This window comes from Streptomyces angustmyceticus, from assembly GCF_040701845.1.
Classification (GTDB): Bacteria; Actinomycetota; Actinomycetes; order Streptomycetales; family Streptomycetaceae; genus Streptomyces; species Streptomyces angustmyceticus_A.
Map to the genome: position 1 here is coordinate 83,720 of NZ_JBFBHQ010000012.1, position 16,657 is coordinate 100,376.

The window sequence follows — 16,657 nt, forward strand, 5'->3', positions numbered from 1 at the left end:
CCAAAAACGCGGATGAGCGCCGTCACACAGCGGGACAACGCGCGTAGATTCTGGCGCAGCCACCCCCCGTGCAACACCCCTCACCCGAACCCCTCCGATGACCCGCCCCGGCCCGCCCCGGTATGCGACCCTTCACCACCCGCACCCCGCGGCCCGCCCCACCGGACACCCCTGAAACCCGGGAGCCCCCCATGACCGACCCCACCGACCAGAGCGCCCCCACCGCCCCCACGACCGGCACCACCCCGGCCGCCCTCCCGTACGGCACCCCGGACACCCCCCGCCTCGCCGTACGCGGCGAAGCCCGCCTCGACGTCGACCCCGAAATCGCCCGCATCGCCGTCACCGTCACCGCCCGCGGCACCGACCGCGCCGCCGCCCTCGCCGACCTCACCCGCCGCAACGAAGCCGCCCTCACCCTCATCAAGAGCCACGGCGACGCCGTCGAAAAACTCGAAACCGGCAGCTTCAGCCTCACCCCCCAGCTCACCGACAAAGGCCGCCACGAACGCATCCGCGCCTACCACGGACGCGTCACCCACACCGCCACCCTCAACGACTTCACCACCCTCGGCGAACTCACCACCCGCCTCGCCGACCTCGACCTCACCCGCGTCGACGGCCCGTGGTGGGACCTGCGCCCCGACTCGCCCGCCCACCGCGCCGCCCGCACCCAGGCCGTCCGCGAAGCCGTCCAGCGCGCCCGCGAATACGCCGAAGCCCTCGGCGCCCGCCTCGACGCCCTCCTCGAAATCGCCGACCTCGGCGCCGAGGGCGCCGCGCCCCCGGCCGGGCACGCCGTGCGCTCCTTCGCCGGCTACGGCGGCGCCGCCCAGGAATCCGCCCCCGCCCTCGATCTCGAACCCCAGCGCCAAACCGTCCACGCCCATGTCAACGCGCGCTTTACGATGACCCGTCCCGCACTCTGAGACCACGGCCGCCGGAGATGAATTTCCGCTCATCGGAGCGGCTCCGCGCCCATTCCAAGACTTGTCAACAGCCTTTCATGAAGCGCTCGTTGAGCAGTCACTTTCCCACCGTTCCCTACCGCCCGGTAAGTCATAGGGTCGAAACATGCGCCGAGCAAAGATCGTCTGCACACTGGGACCCGCCACCGACTCGTACGAGCAGATCAAAGCCCTCGTCGACGCCGGAATGGACATCGCCCGCTTCAATCTCAGCCACGGCACCTACGCCGAACACGAGGCCCGATTCGACCGGGTCCGCAAAGCATCCGAAGAAACCCGCCGCAGCGTCGGCATCCTCGCCGACCTACAAGGTCCGAAGATCCGACTCGGCCGATTCCGAGAAGGCCCTGTACTTCTCGAACGCGACGACGAGTTCACCATCACCGTGGAACCCGCCGTCGAAGGCGACCGGCAGATCTGCGGCACCACCTACAACGGCCTCGCCGCCGACGTCACCACCGGCGAGCGCATCCTCGTCGACGACGGGAAAGTCACCCTCGAAGTCACCGACGTCGACGGACCCCACGTCCGCACCCGGGTCATCGAAGGCGGCATGGTCTCCGACCACAAGGGACTCAACCTCCCCGGCGTCGCCGTCTCCGTCCCCGCCCTCTCCGACAAGGACCAGGACGACCTCCGCTGGGCCCTGCGCTACGGCGCCGACATCATCGCCCTCTCCTTCGTCCGCAGCGGCCGCGACATCGAGGACGTCCACCGCATCATGCGCGAGGAGGACCGCTTCCTCCCCGTCATCGCCAAGGTCGAAAAGCCCCAGGCCGTGGAGAACATCGACGACATCGTCGCCGCCTTCGACGGCATCATGGTCGCCCGCGGCGACCTGGGCGTCGAAATGCCCCTCGAAACCGTCCCGATCGTCCAGAAGCGCGCCATCAAACTCGCCAAGCGCAACGCCAAACCCGTCATCGTCGCCACCCAGATGCTCGACTCGATGATCGACAACTCCCGCCCCACCCGCGCCGAAGCCTCCGACGTCGCCAACGCCGTCATCGACGGCACCGACGCCGTCATGCTCTCCGGCGAGACCAGCGTCGGGAAGTACCCCACCGAGACCGTCAAGACGATGAGCCGCATCGTCGAGGCCGCCGAGGAAGACCTCCTCGCCAAGGGCCTCCCGCCGCTCACCGAGGCCAACAAGCCCCGCACCCAGGGCGGTGCCGTCGCCCGCGCCGCCGCCGACATGGGCGACTTCCTCGGCGCCAAGTTCCTCGTCGCCTTCACCCAGTCCGGCGACACCGTCCGCCGCCTCTCCCGCTACCGCTCGCCCATCCCGCTCCTGGCCTTCACCCCCGACCCGGCCACCCGCTCCCAGCTCAACGTCAGCTGGGGCGTGGAGACCTTCCTCGGCCCGACCGTCAACTCCACCGACGAGATGGTCGCCCAGGTCGACGAGCAGCTCCTCCGGCTCGGCCGCTGCCAGAAGGGCGACGTCGTCATCATCACCGCCGGCTCCCCGCCCGGCGTCCCCGGCTCCACCAACCTCGTCCGCGTCCACCACATCGGCGAGGACGACTCCCCGAAGTAGCCCCACCCGCACCACGCTCCCGCTGGGCCGAGGTACCTGACTGCCGTCCCTGTCAGTACTTCGGCCCGATGTGTGCGTCCATGAGGGCCACGGAGGCTTTGCGGGCGACGGAGATGTTCTCCGCCCTGCGGGTCTGTCGGCCGGGCCTCCACGCCACCCCGACCTTGTCGAGGGTGCCGGTATAGAGCCGCACGATGTCGACGGACAGATTGGTGAAGAAGTACCGCGGGTACTCGTAGCGCTTGCGCTCGCCACCGACCGTGCGCGTGGTCCAGTTGGTGATCCGGCAGCCGTCGGAGTGGATCAGCCCGCGCAGGAAATCCCAGGGGTGGTCGTCGACGATCCGTTGCTGCCAGGCGTCTAGCCGGATCCGCCGCTCATGTTTCTTTCCCGGTCCGTGCTGGGGGAAGAGGCACGGCCAGTGGTGGCTGTAGCTCGTCACCATCACGCAGCCCTGGCGCTGGACGAGGCACACGCTGTTCGTCGGCCGGACCGCCTTCATCGCCTCCCGGCACGCCACGATGAGCCCCGGCCAGGCGTCCGCGCAGGCGATCCGGAGCGCGTAGCCGCGGTGCCGCGGCTGTCTGCTGAGGCACCCGTCCCCGAGGTAGAGGCCGAGTAAGTAGGCGTAGGCGTGCGTGTCCGCAGGGGGGCGGGGGACGGGTTCGCACCGTGGGCACTGCGTGGCACGGGACACCGGCTCGATGCGGGTCTGCCAGGAGCGGATCGCGTACCGGGAGATCCCGGTCTGCTTGCTCACGGAATTCAGACTGCGGCCCTGGGCGACGAGGGCGAGGGCGCGTTCACGCGCCGTGTGGTCGTACATGTGTGCGAGCTTGGCGGCGCTTTCCCCGCCGTGGGGGTACTCGCGCAAGGATTCGCTCCATTGAGCGAATTCCCTCGGATAACGAGGTGACCTTGGAATCGAAGGAAAAAGTGCCCCGGGTCGGACTCGAACCGACACTGTATGGGTTTTGAATCCATTGCCTGCTGCCAATTGGGCTACCGGGGCCAGCGGAATCCAAGGTCAACGCCCACCTGCTGTGGGACCACCTTACAGGAGCTAGGTAGGCTCATGGGGCACCACCTGACCGGAACGAGGAGTCCCGTGAGCGCCGCCGAGCCCGAGCAGCCCGTCGCCGATGACGATCAGTCGCATGTCCCGCCGCTGACCACGCGCGTCGTGATCGCGGAGGACGAGGCCCTCATCCGTCTCGACCTCAAGGAGATGCTGGAGGAGGAGGGCTACACCGTCGTCGGTGAGGCCGGCGACGGTCAGACCGCCGTGGAGCTGGCCCGCGAGCACCGTCCGGATCTGGTGATCCTGGACGTGAAGATGCCCGTGCTGGACGGCATCTCGGCGGCCGAGAAGATCGCCGAGGAGAGCATCGCGCCGGTGCTGATGCTGACCGCGTTCTCGCAGCGTGAGCTGGTGGAGCGGGCGCGGGACGCGGGTGCGATGGCGTATCTGGTGAAGCCGTTCTCGAAGAGCGATGTGGTTCCCGCGATCGAGATGGCGGTGAGCCGGTTCACCGAGCTGAAGACGCTGGAGAAGGAGATCGAGGATCTCACCCAGCGGCTGGAGACCCGGAAGCTGGTGGACCGGGCGAAGAGCATTCTGCAGACGCAGTACGGGCTGACGGAGCCGGCGGCGTTCCGGTGGATCCAGAAGACGTCGATGGACCGGCGGCTGTCGATGCAGCAGGTCGCGGAGGCGGTCATCGAGGACGCCGAGGAGAAGAAGCAGAAGGAGCAGTAGCCGGGCCGGGGTCCGGCTCGTCCTGAGCGTGCGAGCGGCCCCGCACCGATCATCATCGGTGCGGGGCCGCTCGTTTTTTCGGTGCGGTGCGGTGCGGTGCGCTCGGTCCTCGGCCCTCGGCCCGGCGTCCTCAGTCCTCGCCGAGGTAGGCCTTGCGGACGGATTCGTCGTGGAGGAGGGATTCGCCGCTGCCGGAGAGGACGATGCGGCCGATTTCCATGACGTGTCCCTGGTCGGCGAGGGAGAGCGCGGCCTGGGCGTTCTGTTCGACGAGGAGGATGGTGGTGCCCTGGGAGCGGAGTTCGCGGATGGTTTCCATGATCTTCTGCATCATGATCGGGGAGAGGCCCATGGAGGGCTCGTCGAGCATGAGGAGTTTGGGGCGGGACATCAGGGCGCGGCCCATGGCGAGCATTTGCTGTTCGCCGCCGGAGAGGGTGCCGGAGGCTTGTTTGCTGCGTTCGCCGAGGATGGGGAAGAGCTCGTAGACCCGTTGGATGTCTTTCTCGATGCCGTCGGTGTCCTTGCGGAGGAACGCGCCGAGCTGGAGGTTTTCGGCGATGGTGAGGCGGGGGAAGAGGCGGCGGCCTTCGGGGGAGTGGGCGAGGCCGCGTTCGACGATCTTGTGGGCGGGCACGCCGTTGAGGGGTTCGCCGTCGAAGGTGATGGTGCCGCCGAGGGGCTTGAGGAGGCCGGAGAGGGTGCGCAGGGTGGTGGTCTTGCCGGCGCCGTTGGTGCCGATGAGGGTGACGGCCGCTCCGGCCTCGACGGAGAACGAGATGCCTTTGACGGCTTCGATCTTGCCGTAGGCGACGCGGAGGTCCTCGACTTCGAGCAGTGCGGTCATGGGGTGTCTCCGGTCTGTCCCTGGGCGGGCGGGTCCGTGGGGGCCGTCCCGTCTGCTGCGTCGGGTGCTGCTGTCGCGTCCGGGGTGGCGGGTGCGGCGTCGGGTGCGGCCGCTTCCGGTGGGGCGGCCGGGTCCGTGGCGGGGGCCTCCGGTGCGGCGACGTCCTCGACGGGGGTGCCCAGGTAGGCGGCGATGACGCGTTCGTCGGCCTGGACGACCTCGGCGGTGCCCTCGACGAGTTTCTGGCCCTGGACGAGGACGGCGACGCGGTCGCAGAGGTTGAAGATGAAGCGCATGTCGTGCTCGATGACGAGGACGGCGGTGCCCTGTGCGCGGATGGCGAGGACGAGGTCCTGGGTGGCGCGGGTCTCCTGGGGGTTCATGCCTGCGGTGGGCTCGTCCAGGAGCAGCAGTCCGGGTTCGCTGGCGAGGGCGCGGGCGATTTCGAGCTTGCGCTGTTCGCCGTAGGGGAGGTTGCGGGCGAGGTGGTCGCGCTTGTGGGCGAGGCCGGTGAACTCCAGGAGTTCCATGGCGCGTTGTTCGCTGGTGCGCTCGGCCTTCTTGAAACCGGGGCTGCGCAGGAGGGCGGACCAGAGGCCTTCTTTGGTGCGGGTGTGCCGTCCGACGAGGACGTTTTCGAGGACGGTCATGTTGGCGAAGAGGCGGATGTTCTGGAAGGTGCGGGCGACTCCGGCCTGGGTGACGAGGTGGGGTTTGCGGGAGAGGCGGGTGCCCCGGTAGCTGACGGTGCCTTCGGTGGGCACGTAGAGGCCGGTGAGGCAGTTGAAGAAGGTGGTTTTGCCGGCGCCGTTGGGACCGATGAGGCCGACGATTTCGCCGGTGCCGACGGTGAGGCTGACGTCGCGCACGGCGGTGAGTCCGCCGAAGCGCATGGTGACGCCGTCGGCTCGCAGGACGGTGTCGGTGGCGGGTGCGAGGCTGGGTGCTGTGGTCATGGTCGTCACGCCTTTGCCTGGGTGGCGCCGAGGGTGGCGTCTGCGTCGGGGAGGCGCTGGTCGGGCACGTCGAGTTGGCCGGTTTCGTGGAACTCCAGCTGCTTCCTGCGGTCGGGGATGAGGCCTTCGGGGCGGAAGCGCATGAGGAGGACGAGGGCGATGCCGAAGAGGAGGAGCTGGTAGTCCTGGAGGAAGTCGAGCTTGGCGGGGATGAGGAAGAGGAGGGCGGCGCCGACGAGGGGGCCGCTGAGGGTGCCCATGCCGCCGAGGATGACGGCGGCGAGGAGGAAGGCGGAGTTGGGCGGCTGGGGGCCGGCGAACTGGAACTGTTCGGGGGTGGCCGTGGTGACGACGTGGGCGTGGACGGTGCCGGCGAGTCCGGCGAGGGAGGCGCCGAGGGCGAACGCGAGGAGGCGGAGGCGGAAGCTGTTGATGCCCATGGCGATGGCGGCGGTTTCGTCCTCGCGGATGGCGATCCACGCGCGGCCGATGCGGGAGGCGGCGGCGCGCCGGAAGACGAGGACCACGAAGGCGGTCACGAGGATCATCAGCAGGTAGTAGTTGCCGTAGGTGGCGATGGGGATGCCGAGGATGTCGTGGGGTTCGCCGAAGTTGAACCCGAAGATCTCCAGGTTGGGGATGTTGGGGATGCCCATGGCGCCGTTGGTGACGTCGGGGCCGGTGGTGCCGTTGAGGTTGAGCATGGCGATGCGGAAGATCTCACCGAAGCCGAGGGTGACGATGGCGAGGTAGTCGCCGCGCAGGCGGAGGGTGGGGGCGCCGATGAGGACGCCGAAGACGAGGGAGGCGGCGGCGCCGGTGAGGAGGGCCGCCCAGAAGGGGAAGTGGAGCCCGAGGGCGGATTCGGGGGAGCCGGAGACGAGGGCCGCGGCGTAGGCGCCGACGCCGAGGAAGGCGACGTATCCGAGGTCGAGGAGGCCGGCGAGGCCGACGACGACGTTGAGGCCCAGGGCGACGGTGGCGAAGATCAGGATGTTGGCCCCGATGATCGTGTACTGGTCGGTGTCCTGGGTGAAGGGGAAGCAGGCGGCGGCGGCGAAGGCCGCGCCGAGGGCCACACCGCGGTGGGTGTGGGTGAGTGCGGTGAGGCGTGCGATGAGTCCGGCCCGGTGGAGGGCGGGGACGGCGAGCGCCATGAAGATCAGGTAGCCGACGAAGGGGGCGCCGTCGTCGGTGTCGATGCCGTAGGTGAAGGCGAGGAGCCCGGCGGCGAAGGCACCGGCGATGATCAGGATCTCGGCCCAGGAGGGGAGTTCGCGGGTGCGGCGCCGTACGGGAGAGGCGGCGAGGCTCGCGGTGAAGCGCTGCCAGGGCCGGGCGGGCGGCCGGTCGGCGGCCTGGTCGGGGGGCAGGGCGAGGGCACCGGCGAGGGTGATCAGGGAGGCGAGGGCGGCGAGCGCGCCGCCGGGTTCGAGGTTGATCAGCCCGCCGAGCTGGACGGCGATGGCGAGGAGGGTGAACCAGGTGGCGGCGAAGGTGGCGAGGGCCGCGAGGAGGGTGGGGGCGTTGCGTCCTGCGGGGGTGAGCCATTGCAGGCCGCGGACGCCGAGTGCCGCGGTGGCCAGGAGGAGGGTGAACAGGCCGCCGACGAGGGTGATGAGCTGCAGGCCGGCCGGGGACCCGTAGTAGGTGAGGTCGCCGGGGAAGTCGCTGCTCCAGGTCCAGGAGAGACCGGTGGTGGCGGCGGTGGCGAGGGCGCCCGCGGCGGTGGTGAGGCGTGCGGTGCGTTCGGGGAGCGGTATCAGCCCGCGGGCGGGGGTTGTGGTGGTGTGGGTGGTCATCGGTATCACGCCCGATCCGCGACGCGTTCGCCCAGGAGGCCTTGTGGTCTCAACAGGAGTACGAGGATGAGGAGGACGAAGGCCCAGACGTCCTTCCAGGCTCCGCCGCCGAATTGCTGCATTCCGGGGATCTCTTCGATGTAGGCGGTGGCGAGGGCTTCGGCGATGCCGAGGACGACGCCGCCGAGCATGGCGCCGTAGATGTTGCCGATGCCGCCGAGCACGGCCGCGGTGAAGGCCTTGAGGCCCATGATGAAGCCCATGCGGAACTGGACCTCGCCGGTGCGCAGCCCGTAGGCGACGGCGGCGACGCCGGCGAAGGCCGCGCCGATGGCGAAGGCGAGGACGATGATCCGGTCGGTGTTGATGCCCATGAGCTTGGCGGTGTCGGGGTCCTGCGCGGTGGCCTGCATGGCGCGTCCGCTGCGGGTCCTGGCGACGAAGAAGCCGAGGGCGATCATGCAGGCGGGGGCGGCGACGAGCACGAAGAGGTCGCCGCGCTGGACGGTGGCGCCCAGGATGTCGAAGGCGTGGCCCTTGAACTGGGGGAAGACGCGGGCCTGTTTGCCGTCGGGGTACCACTTCCAGACGGCCTGCTGGAGGGCGATGGACAGGCCGATGGCGGTGATGAGGGGGGCGAGGCGGGGGGCGCCCCGCAGTGGTCGGTAGGCGAATCGTTCGGCCGCGATGCCGACGAGGACGGATACGGCGATGCCGCCGAGGAGCATGGCCGGCAGGGCGAGGGCGAGTGAGGTGCCGGCGGGGAGGGCGAGGAAGACGCTGAGCGCCCCGAAGCCGCCGACCATGAATATCTCGCCGTGGGCGAAGTTGATGAGCTGGACGATTCCGTAGACCATCGTGTAGCCGATCGCGATGAGTCCGTACATCGCGCCGAGGATGAGTCCGTTGGCCAGCTGTTGCGGCAGTTCGCTCACCGCAGGGCCTCCGTTGCGTGGGAGTGAGGAGGGGCCGGGGTGTCCCGGTGTGCCACGGGCCGCGCCAGGGTCGTTGGTGCGTCCTGGCGCGGCCCGGTGGTGTGGTGTGGTGCGGTCGGTCAGCTCTTGTCGAACTTCTTGAATTCGGCGCTGAAGCGGGAGGCCCACTTCCCCTTGTCGACCTGGTAAGCGGTGATCATGGTGTTGGTGGTGTCGCCGTATTTGTCGAAGGCGATGGGGCCGGTGACACCGTCGAAGGTGACCTTGTTCATCGCGTCGACGACCTTCTTGCGGGCGTCGTCGGGGAGCTTGCCGTCGTTGTCCTGGACGACCTTCTTGACGGCCTGGATGAGGGCCCAGGTGGCGTCGTAGGTGGAGCCGCCGTAGGCCTCGTAGGCCTCCTTGAAGCCGGCGGCCTTGTAGTCGGCGATGAACTTCTTGGCGGAGGGGAGTTCCTCGACGGGCTTGCCGACGGAGGAGGCGTAGTCGCCCTGGGCCTTCTTGTTGAGCTTGATGTAGTCGGCGCTGTACATGCCGTCGCCGCCCATGAGGGGGACGGTGACGCCGCCGTCCTTGAGCTGCTGGCTGAGCGGGCCGGAGGCGGGGTACTCGCCGCCGTAGAAGACCAGGTCGGGTTTGGCGGACTTGACCTTGGAGACGACGGCCTTGAAGTCGCGGTCGTCGGGGCTGACGTGTTCGGTGCCGACGATCTTGCCGCCGAGCTTGCCGAACTGGTCCTTGAAGGAGGAGGCGAGACCGACGCCGTAGGTCTTCTGGTCGTCGATGACGTAGGCCTTCTTGGCCTTCATCTTCTCCCACGCGTACTGGCCGTCGAAGGCGCCCTGCACCTCGTCGGTGGTGGCGGTGCGGAAGTAGGTGGGGAAGGGGCGTACGCGCTTGTTCTGCTTCCAGTCCTTGCCCTGGGTCAGGTCGGGAGTGGTGTTCGCCGGGGAGATCAGCGTGAGGTCGTTCTGCTTGGAGACCTGCTGCATGGACTGCGCGACGCCGGAGTTGAGGGGGCCGACGACGCCGAGGACGTCCTTGTCGCCGGCGAGTTTGGTGGCGTTCTGCTGACCGGCGTTGGGCAGCGCCTTGTCGTCGAGGGCTTCGAGTTTGAAGCTGACGCCCTTGACCTCGCCGGCCTTGTTGGCGTTGTCGATGGCGAGCTGGGCGGAGTTGCGGATGCCCAGGCCCAGCGCGGAGAGCTCGCCGGTGGTGGGGGCGTCGAGGCCGATGACGACCGTGGACTTTCCTTCGCCGCTCTTGTTGTCGTCGCCGCGCGAGCCGCACGCGGAGAGCGTGAGGGCGCCGGTGGTGACTGCGGTGGTGAGGATGAGCAAGGAACGGTGACGCACGATCAGTCCTTTCCCTGGCGCGGCCACGACTGTCGCATGGCCGGATCGCACGCCGGGCCGTACGGGCCGTTCAGGCTCCGTGCGTGCAGCGCGCCCGGCGGCGCGGTGACTGGCCGTGACTCTAGAGCGGTGTTCGTCACATCGGCAGATGCGCTGAGCAGGATGTGACGCTCTTGTTATGACCTTCGATGAGCGTTATGCCGTTATGGTCCTTACACCGGAGGGCGAACACGGTGCGGAGGGTGAACTCGCACTTCCACGGGGGGATCGGGCGCGCGGGGGCCGTGCGGCGTCCGGATAGCGGATACGCTGCGCGCGGCGCCGCCGGGGCCGGTACGGGGGACGGGAGTTGGGGCCGGAGCCGCGGGGCGCGGTTGTCACGCAGTGTCACGGGAATGCGGACGGCCCCGCTCCCGGGATCCGGGTGCGGGGCCGTGGGCGGGAGGTCCGCCGATCGAAGTCAGCCGCGGTAGACGTCGGGCTCCGTGTCGCGCAGCATGCAGGTCAGGCGGGCGGTGCAGACCCGCTTGTCCTGCTCGTCGGTGATGACGATCTCGTAGGTGGCGGTGGACCGGCCGCGGTGTACGGGGGTGGCGACGCCGGTGACCAGCCCGGAGCGGGCGCCGCGGTGGTGGGTGCAGTTGAGGTCCACGCCCACCGCGATCTTGGTCGGGCCGCCGTGCAGCATGGAGCCGACGGAACCGAGGGTTTCGGCCAGGACGGCGGAGGCGCCGCCGTGCAGGAGCCCGTAGGGCTGGGTGTTGCCCTCGACCGGCATGGTGCCGACGACGCGCTCGGGGGCGGCTTCGGTGACCTGCACGCTCATCCGCTCGCCGAGGTGACCGGCGGAGAAGAAGGACGGCAGGTCGAGGCCGAGGCCGGCCCACTGGTCGAGGATCTCCTGCGGAAACGTGGTCGTGCTCTGCTCACCCATGCCCCTGGCTCCGTTCGCTCGCCCGTGATCGTCGTCGATCCCTGCCTGTTCCTATCAGGCCCCTGAGCAAGCGCTCAGCGCGGGGTGGTTGTTCCCGCCCGCCCGGCCCGGTGGCGGTCAGTCCTCGCGGGGGCTCTCCAGGCGGATCACCAGGGACTTGGCCGCGGGGGTGTTGCTGGTGTCGGCGGTGTGGTCCAGCGGGATGAGGACATTGGTCTCGGGGTAGTAGGCCGCCGCGCAGCCGCGTGCCGTCGGGTAGTGCACCACGCGGAAGCCGGGCGCGCGCCGCTCGCTGCCGTCCGTCCATTCGCTGACCAGGTCGGTGTACGCGCCGTCGGCCAGGCCCCGTTCGCGGGCGTCGTCGGGGTGGACGAGGACGACCCGGCGGCCGTTCTTGATGCCGCGGTAGCGGTCGTCGAGGCCGTAGATGGTGGTGTTGTACTGGTCGTGGGAGCGCAGGGTCTGCAGCAGCAGCCGGCCCTCGGGGACGGCGGGGTACTCGACGGGCGCGGCGGTGAAGTTGGCCTTCCCCGTGGCGGTGGGGAAGCTGCGGCTGTCCCGGGGGGCGTGCGGGAGGGCGAAGCCCCCGGGGCGGGTCACCCTGGCCTGGAAGTCCTCGAAGCCCGGGACGACCCGGGAGATGCGGTCGCGGATCGTCGCGTAGTCCTTCTCGAACTCCTCCCAGGGGGTGCGGCTGTCCGCGCCCAGGACGCGGCGGGCGAGGCGGGCGACGATGGCCGTCTCGGACAGCAGCTGGGGGCTCGCGGGCTCCAGGCGGCCGCGGGAGGTGTGCACCATGCCCATGGAGTCCTCGACGGTCACGAACTGCTCGCCGCCGGCCTGCCGATCGCGTTCGGTGCGGCCCAGCGTCGGCAGGATCAGCGCGCGGGCGCCGGTGACCGCGTGCGAGCGGTTGAGCTTGGTGGAGACATGGACGGTCAGCCGGGCGCGGCGCACGGCGGCCTCGGTGACGTCGGTGTCGGGGGTGGCGGAGACGAAGTTGCCGCCCATCGCGAAGAACACCTTGGCCTGCCCGTCGCGCAGGGCGCGGATGGCGCGGACCACGTCGAGGCCGTGCTCCCGGGGCGGGGCGAAGCCGAACTCCTTCTCCAGGGCGTCGAGGAAGGCGGGCGCGGGCCGCTCGAAGATGCCCATGGTGCGGTCGCCCTGGACGTTGCTGTGGCCGCGCACGGGGCACACGCCCGCCCCGGGGCGGCCGATGTTGCCGCGCAGCAGGAGGAAGTTGACCACTTCCCGGATGGTGGGGACGGAGTGCTTGTGCTGGGTCAGGCCCATCGCCCAGCACACGATGGTGCGGCGCGAGCCGAGGACCATGGCCAGCGCGCGTTCGATCTCCTCGCGGGTCAGGCCGGTCGCGCGCAGCGTCTCGTCCCAGTCGTCGTCGGCGCGGGCCCGCCCCGCGAACTCCTCGAAGCCGTGGGTGTGGGTGCGGATGAAGTCCTCGTCGAGGGCGCCGTCGGTGTCGAGGAGGAGGCGGTTGAGGGCGCGGAAGAGCGCCTGGTCGCCGCCGAGGCGGATCTGCAGGAAGAGGTCGGTGAGCGCGGTGCCGCCGCCGGCCAGGCCGCGCGGGGTCTGCGGGTTCTTGAAGCGTTCCAGGCCGGCTTCGGGCAGCGGGTTGATCGAGATGATCTTCGTCCCGCCGGCCTTGGCCTTCTCCAGGGCGGTGAGCATCCGCGGGTGGTTGGTGCCCGGGTTCTGCCCGGCGACGATGATCAGGTCGGCTTCGTAGAGGTCCTCCAGCAGGACGCTGCCCTTGCCGATGCCGAGGGTCTCCGTCAGTGCGGAGCCCGACGACTCGTGGCACATGTTGGAGCAGTCGGGGAGGTTGTTGGTGCCGAATTCGCGGGCGAAGAGCTGGTAGAGGAAGGCGGCCTCGTTGCTGGTGCGGCCGGAGGTGTAGAAGACGGCCTCGTCGGGGGAGTCGAGGGCGGTCAGCTCCTCGCCGATGAGGTCGAAGGCCCGCTCCCAGGTCACCGGCTCGTAGTGGTCGGCGCCCTCGGCCAGGTACATGGGGTGGGTGAGGCGGCCCTGCTGGCCGAGCCAGTAGCCGCTGCGGGTCGCGAGGTCGGCGACGGAGTGGGCGGCGAAGAAGTCCGGGGTGACGCGGCGCAGGGTGGCCTCTTCGGCGACGGCCTTGGCGCCGTTCTCGCAGAACTCGGCGGTGTGCGGCTTGTCGGGCTCGGGCCAGGCGCAGCCGGGGCAGTCGAATCCGTCGCGCTGGTTGACCCGCAGGAGGGTGAGGGCGGTACGGCGGACGCCCATCTGCTGCTGGGAGATGCGCAGGGCGTGGGTGATGGCCGGCAGCCCGACGGCGGAGTGCTGGGGTGCGCTGACCTCGGGTGCGTCCTGGACGGGATCCGATGCGGGCGGCTTGCCTGCCATGGCGCTCTCCTCGAGCCGTGATGCGGTGCTCGATCCGCCGGGCGCGGCGGATCGTTGCCGTACACATCCGATCCTGTCACGGACGTGTGGGGCGGTGTAGGGGCGAGCGCGCCGGGCGGTCGCGGGGTGCGTCCGACGGGGCTCCGGGGCAGGTCCGGGCCGGGTACGGGGCCGGTCCCGGCGGTGTCCGGCAGTGGTCCGGGGACCGGCCACGGCACGGAGCGGTGGTCTTCGCGGCGGGGATTGTCAGTGGGGCGTGGCAGGATCGGGGGCGTGGCAGCAAAGGCAGCGAAGAAGAGCGAAGCGACCGGCACCGAGGCGGCGGCGGGCGGCCGTCCCCGACTGCTCCTGATGGACGGGCATTCCATGGCATACCGGGCGTTCTTCGCCCTGCCCGTGGAGAATTTCACGACCGTCACGGGGCAACCGACCAATGCGATCTACGGCTTCGCGTCGATGCTCGCGAACACCCTGCGCGACGAGGCGCCCACGCATTTCGCGGTGGCCTTCGACGTCTCGCGCAAGACCTGGCGGTCCGAGGAGTTCGCCGACTACAAGGCGAACCGTTCCAAGACGCCCGACGAGTTCAAGGGCCAGGTCGAGCTGATCGGCGAGCTGCTCGACGCGATGCACGTCAAGCGGTTCGCGGTCGAGGGCTTCGAGGCCGACGACGTCATCGCCACGCTCACCGAGCAGGCCACCGCCCAGGGCTTCGAGGTCTCGATCGTCACGGGCGACCGCGACTCCTTCCAGCTGGTCTCCGACGACGTCACGGTCCTCTACCCCACCAAGGGCGTCTCGGAGCTGACCCGCTTCACCCCGGAGAAGGTCTACGAGAAGTACGGCCTGACCCCCGCCCAGTACCCGGACTTCGCCGCGCTGCGCGGCGACCCGTCGGACAACCTCCCCGGCATCCCCGGCGTCGGCGAGAAGACCGCCACGAAGTGGATCAACCAGTTCGGTTCGTTCGCCGAGCTGGTGGAGCGGGCCGAGGAGGTCAAGGGCAAGGCGGGCGCCAACCTCCGCGAGCACCTCGACGCCGTGAAGCTCAACCGCCGGCTGACGGAGATGGTGCGCGACGTCGCGCTGCCGTGCGGCCCGGCGGAGCTGACCCGCGAGGCGTACGACCGCGAGGCGCTCACGGTGTTCCTCAACTCCCTGGAGATCCGCAACCAGGGCCTGCGCGACCGGCTGCACGCCGTCGACCCCGGAGCGGCCGAGGCCGCCGAGGAGGCGGCCCCCGCGCCGGGCGTCGAAGTGGACGGCACGGTCATCGGCGCCGGCGAACTCGCTCCGTGGCTGGCCGAACACGCCACCGGCCCGCTGGGCGTGGCCACGGTCGACGTCTGGACGCTCGGCAGCGGCAGCGTCGCCGAAGTGGCGCTCGCCGCCCCCGGCGGCCCGGCCGCCTGGTTCGACCCGTCGCAGCTCGACGAGGCCGACGAGCGGGCCTTCGCCGCCTGGAGCGCGGACGCCGACCGCCCCAAGGTGATGCACAACGCCAAGGGCCTGATGCGGGTCTTCGGCGAGCACGGCTGGACCATCGACGGCGTCTCCATGGACACCGCCCTGGCCGCCTACCTGGTCAAGCCCGGCCGTCGTTCCTTCGCGCTGGACGCGCTGTCCCTCGAATACCTGGGGCGCGATCTCGCCCCGGCCGCGGCCGGCGACGGCCAGCTGGCGTTCGGCGCGGACGAGCAGGCCGAGGCGGACGCCCTGATGGGGCAGGCCCGTACCGTCCTCGACCTGGGCACGGCGTTCGAGACGAAGCTGGCGGAGGTCGGCGCGGCCGAGCTGCTGCGCGATGTCGAGCTGCCGACCAGCGAGCTGCTGGCCCGGTTGGAGCGGGCCGGTATCGCCGCCGACCGGGGCTGGCTGGAGCGGATGGAGCAGCAGTTCGCGGGCGCGGTGCAGCAGGCCGTCAAGGAGGCGCATGACGCCGCCGGCCACGAGTTCAACCTCGGCTCGCCCAAGCAGCTCCAGGAGGTCCTCTTCGGGGAGCTGGGCCTGCCCAGGACCAAGAAGACCAAGACGGGCTACACGACCGACGCCGATGCCCTGGCCTGGCTGGCGGCGCAGACCGACAACGAACTCCCGGTGATCATGCTCAGGCACCGTGAGCAGGCCAAGCTGCGGACGACCGTCGAGGGCCTGATCAAGACCATCGCCGCCGACGGCCGGATCCACACCACCTTCAACCAGACCGTCGCCGCCACCGGCCGGCTGTCCTCCACGGACCCCAACCTCCAGAACATCCCGGTGCGTACGGACGAGGGCCGGGCGATCCGCCGCGGCTTCGTCGTCGGCGAGGGCTTCGAGTCGCTGCTGACCGCCGACTACAGCCAGATCGAACTGCGGGTGATGGCGCACCTCTCCGAGGACGAGGGCCTGATCGAGGCGTTCACCTCCGGCGAGGACCTGCACACCACCGTCGCCTCGCACGTCTTCTCGGTCGACACGACCCAGGTCGACCCGGAGATGCGCCGCAAGATCAAGGCGATGTCCTACGGCCTGGCCTACGGCCTGTCGGCGTTCGGCCTCTCCCAGCAGCTGGGCATCCAGCCCGACGAGGCCCGCAAGCTGATGGACAACTTCTTCGAGCGGTTCGGCGGGGTGCGCGACTACCTCCAGCGCGTCGTCGAGGAGGCCCGCGCCACCGGCTACACCGAGACCATGCTCGGCCGCCGCCGCTACCTCCCCGACCTCAACAGCGACAACCGCCAGCGCCGCGAAATGGCCGAGCGGATGGCGCTCAACGCCCCGATCCAGGGCACCGCCGCCGACATCGTCAAGATCGCGATGCTGCGGGTGGACGCCGCGCTGCGGGCCGCGGAGCTGCGGTCGCGGATGCTGCTCCAGGTCCATGACGAAATCGTCGTCGAGGTCGCCCCCGGCGAACGCAAGAAGGTCGAGGAACTGCTCCGCCGGGAGATGGCCGCGGCGGTCCAGCTGCGCGCCCCGCTGGACGTCTCGGTCGGCTCCGGCAAGGACTGGGAGTCGGCGGCGCACTGAGCCGGCAAGCGGGCCGGGTGCGGCGCGGGCGCCCCGCCGCCGCATCCGGCCACGCAGCCCGGACGCAACCCGGCCCGCACCGTGCCGGGTCGCGCCCGGTTCCGGTCTGCTCGACGGTGGCCCCCAAGCGGTCGTCGCCCGAC

General features: G+C 70.2%; 12 protein-coding genes and 1 tRNA gene. 4 read left to right on the forward strand and 9 right to left on the reverse strand.

What is annotated here, in order from left to right; all coding sequences use genetic code 11:
- Positions 1-191 precede the first annotated feature (191 nt).
- The gene (locus AB0411_RS23970; RefSeq protein ID WP_366419338.1) at positions 192-929 is read left to right on the forward strand and encodes an SIMPL domain-containing protein; all 738 of its coding nucleotides are present in this window, start codon (positions 192-194) and stop codon (positions 927-929) included.
- 145 nt (positions 930-1,074) lie between these two features.
- On the forward strand, positions 1,075-2,511 hold the full coding sequence (pyk, locus tag AB0411_RS23975) for a pyruvate kinase (protein ID WP_366419339.1): 1,437 nt from the start codon (positions 1,075-1,077) through the stop codon (positions 2,509-2,511).
- A 52-nt stretch (positions 2,512-2,563) separates the two neighbouring features.
- Here the strand turns inward: pyk and AB0411_RS23980 are convergent, their stop codons facing one another.
- Positions 2,564-3,337, reverse strand: a complete 774-nt coding sequence (locus tag AB0411_RS23980; RefSeq protein WP_366419395.1) for a transcriptional regulator — start codon at positions 3,335-3,337, stop codon at positions 2,564-2,566.
- Positions 3,338-3,448: 111 nt separating this feature from the next.
- A tRNA-Leu gene (locus tag AB0411_RS23985) sits at positions 3,449-3,523 on the reverse strand.
- A 96-nt stretch (positions 3,524-3,619) separates the two neighbouring features.
- Here AB0411_RS23985 and AB0411_RS23990 point away from each other — a divergent pair.
- The gene (locus tag AB0411_RS23990; RefSeq protein WP_366419340.1) at positions 3,620-4,270 is read left to right on the forward strand and encodes an ANTAR domain-containing response regulator; all 651 of its coding nucleotides are present in this window, start codon (positions 3,620-3,622) and stop codon (positions 4,268-4,270) included.
- 130 nt (positions 4,271-4,400) lie between these two features.
- On the opposite strand, the gene AB0411_RS23995 is transcribed toward AB0411_RS23990, so the two are convergent.
- From AB0411_RS23995 to AB0411_RS24025, 7 genes are all read right to left on the reverse strand, one after another.
- Positions 4,401-5,117 (reverse strand): ABC transporter ATP-binding protein, encoded by a 717-nt coding sequence (locus AB0411_RS23995; RefSeq protein WP_366419341.1) that lies wholly within the window; start codon positions 5,115-5,117, stop codon positions 4,401-4,403.
- On the reverse strand, positions 5,114-6,082 hold the full coding sequence (locus AB0411_RS24000) for an ABC transporter ATP-binding protein (protein ID WP_403150682.1): 969 nt from the start codon (positions 6,080-6,082) through the stop codon (positions 5,114-5,116). Before AB0411_RS24000 ends, AB0411_RS23995 begins: the two co-directional genes overlap by 4 nt.
- Positions 6,079-7,875, reverse strand: a complete 1,797-nt coding sequence (locus AB0411_RS24005) for a branched-chain amino acid ABC transporter permease (protein WP_366419343.1) — start codon at positions 7,873-7,875, stop codon at positions 6,079-6,081. The genes AB0411_RS24000 and AB0411_RS24005 overlap by 4 nt, the downstream gene beginning before the upstream one ends.
- A gap of 5 nt (positions 7,876-7,880) precedes the next feature.
- Complete coding sequence (locus tag AB0411_RS24010) at positions 7,881-8,810, reverse strand: branched-chain amino acid ABC transporter permease (protein WP_366419344.1); 930 nt, start codon at positions 8,808-8,810, stop codon at positions 7,881-7,883.
- 119 nt (positions 8,811-8,929) lie between these two features.
- Positions 8,930-10,150: a branched-chain amino acid ABC transporter substrate-binding protein gene (locus tag AB0411_RS24015; RefSeq protein ID WP_366419396.1), complete on the reverse strand. Its 1,221-nt coding sequence runs from the start codon at positions 10,148-10,150 to the stop codon at positions 8,930-8,932.
- A gap of 475 nt (positions 10,151-10,625) precedes the next feature.
- Positions 10,626-11,099: a PaaI family thioesterase gene (locus AB0411_RS24020; protein WP_366419345.1), complete on the reverse strand. Its 474-nt coding sequence runs from the start codon at positions 11,097-11,099 to the stop codon at positions 10,626-10,628.
- A 117-nt stretch (positions 11,100-11,216) separates the two neighbouring features.
- Positions 11,217-13,502: an FdhF/YdeP family oxidoreductase gene (locus AB0411_RS24025; protein ID WP_366419346.1), complete on the reverse strand. Its 2,286-nt coding sequence runs from the start codon at positions 13,500-13,502 to the stop codon at positions 11,217-11,219.
- A 273-nt stretch (positions 13,503-13,775) separates the two neighbouring features.
- Between AB0411_RS24025 and polA the strand changes: the two genes are divergently transcribed.
- Complete coding sequence (polA, locus tag AB0411_RS24030; RefSeq protein ID WP_366419347.1) at positions 13,776-16,514, forward strand: DNA polymerase I; 2,739 nt, start codon at positions 13,776-13,778, stop codon at positions 16,512-16,514.
- Positions 16,515-16,657 lie beyond the last annotated feature (143 nt).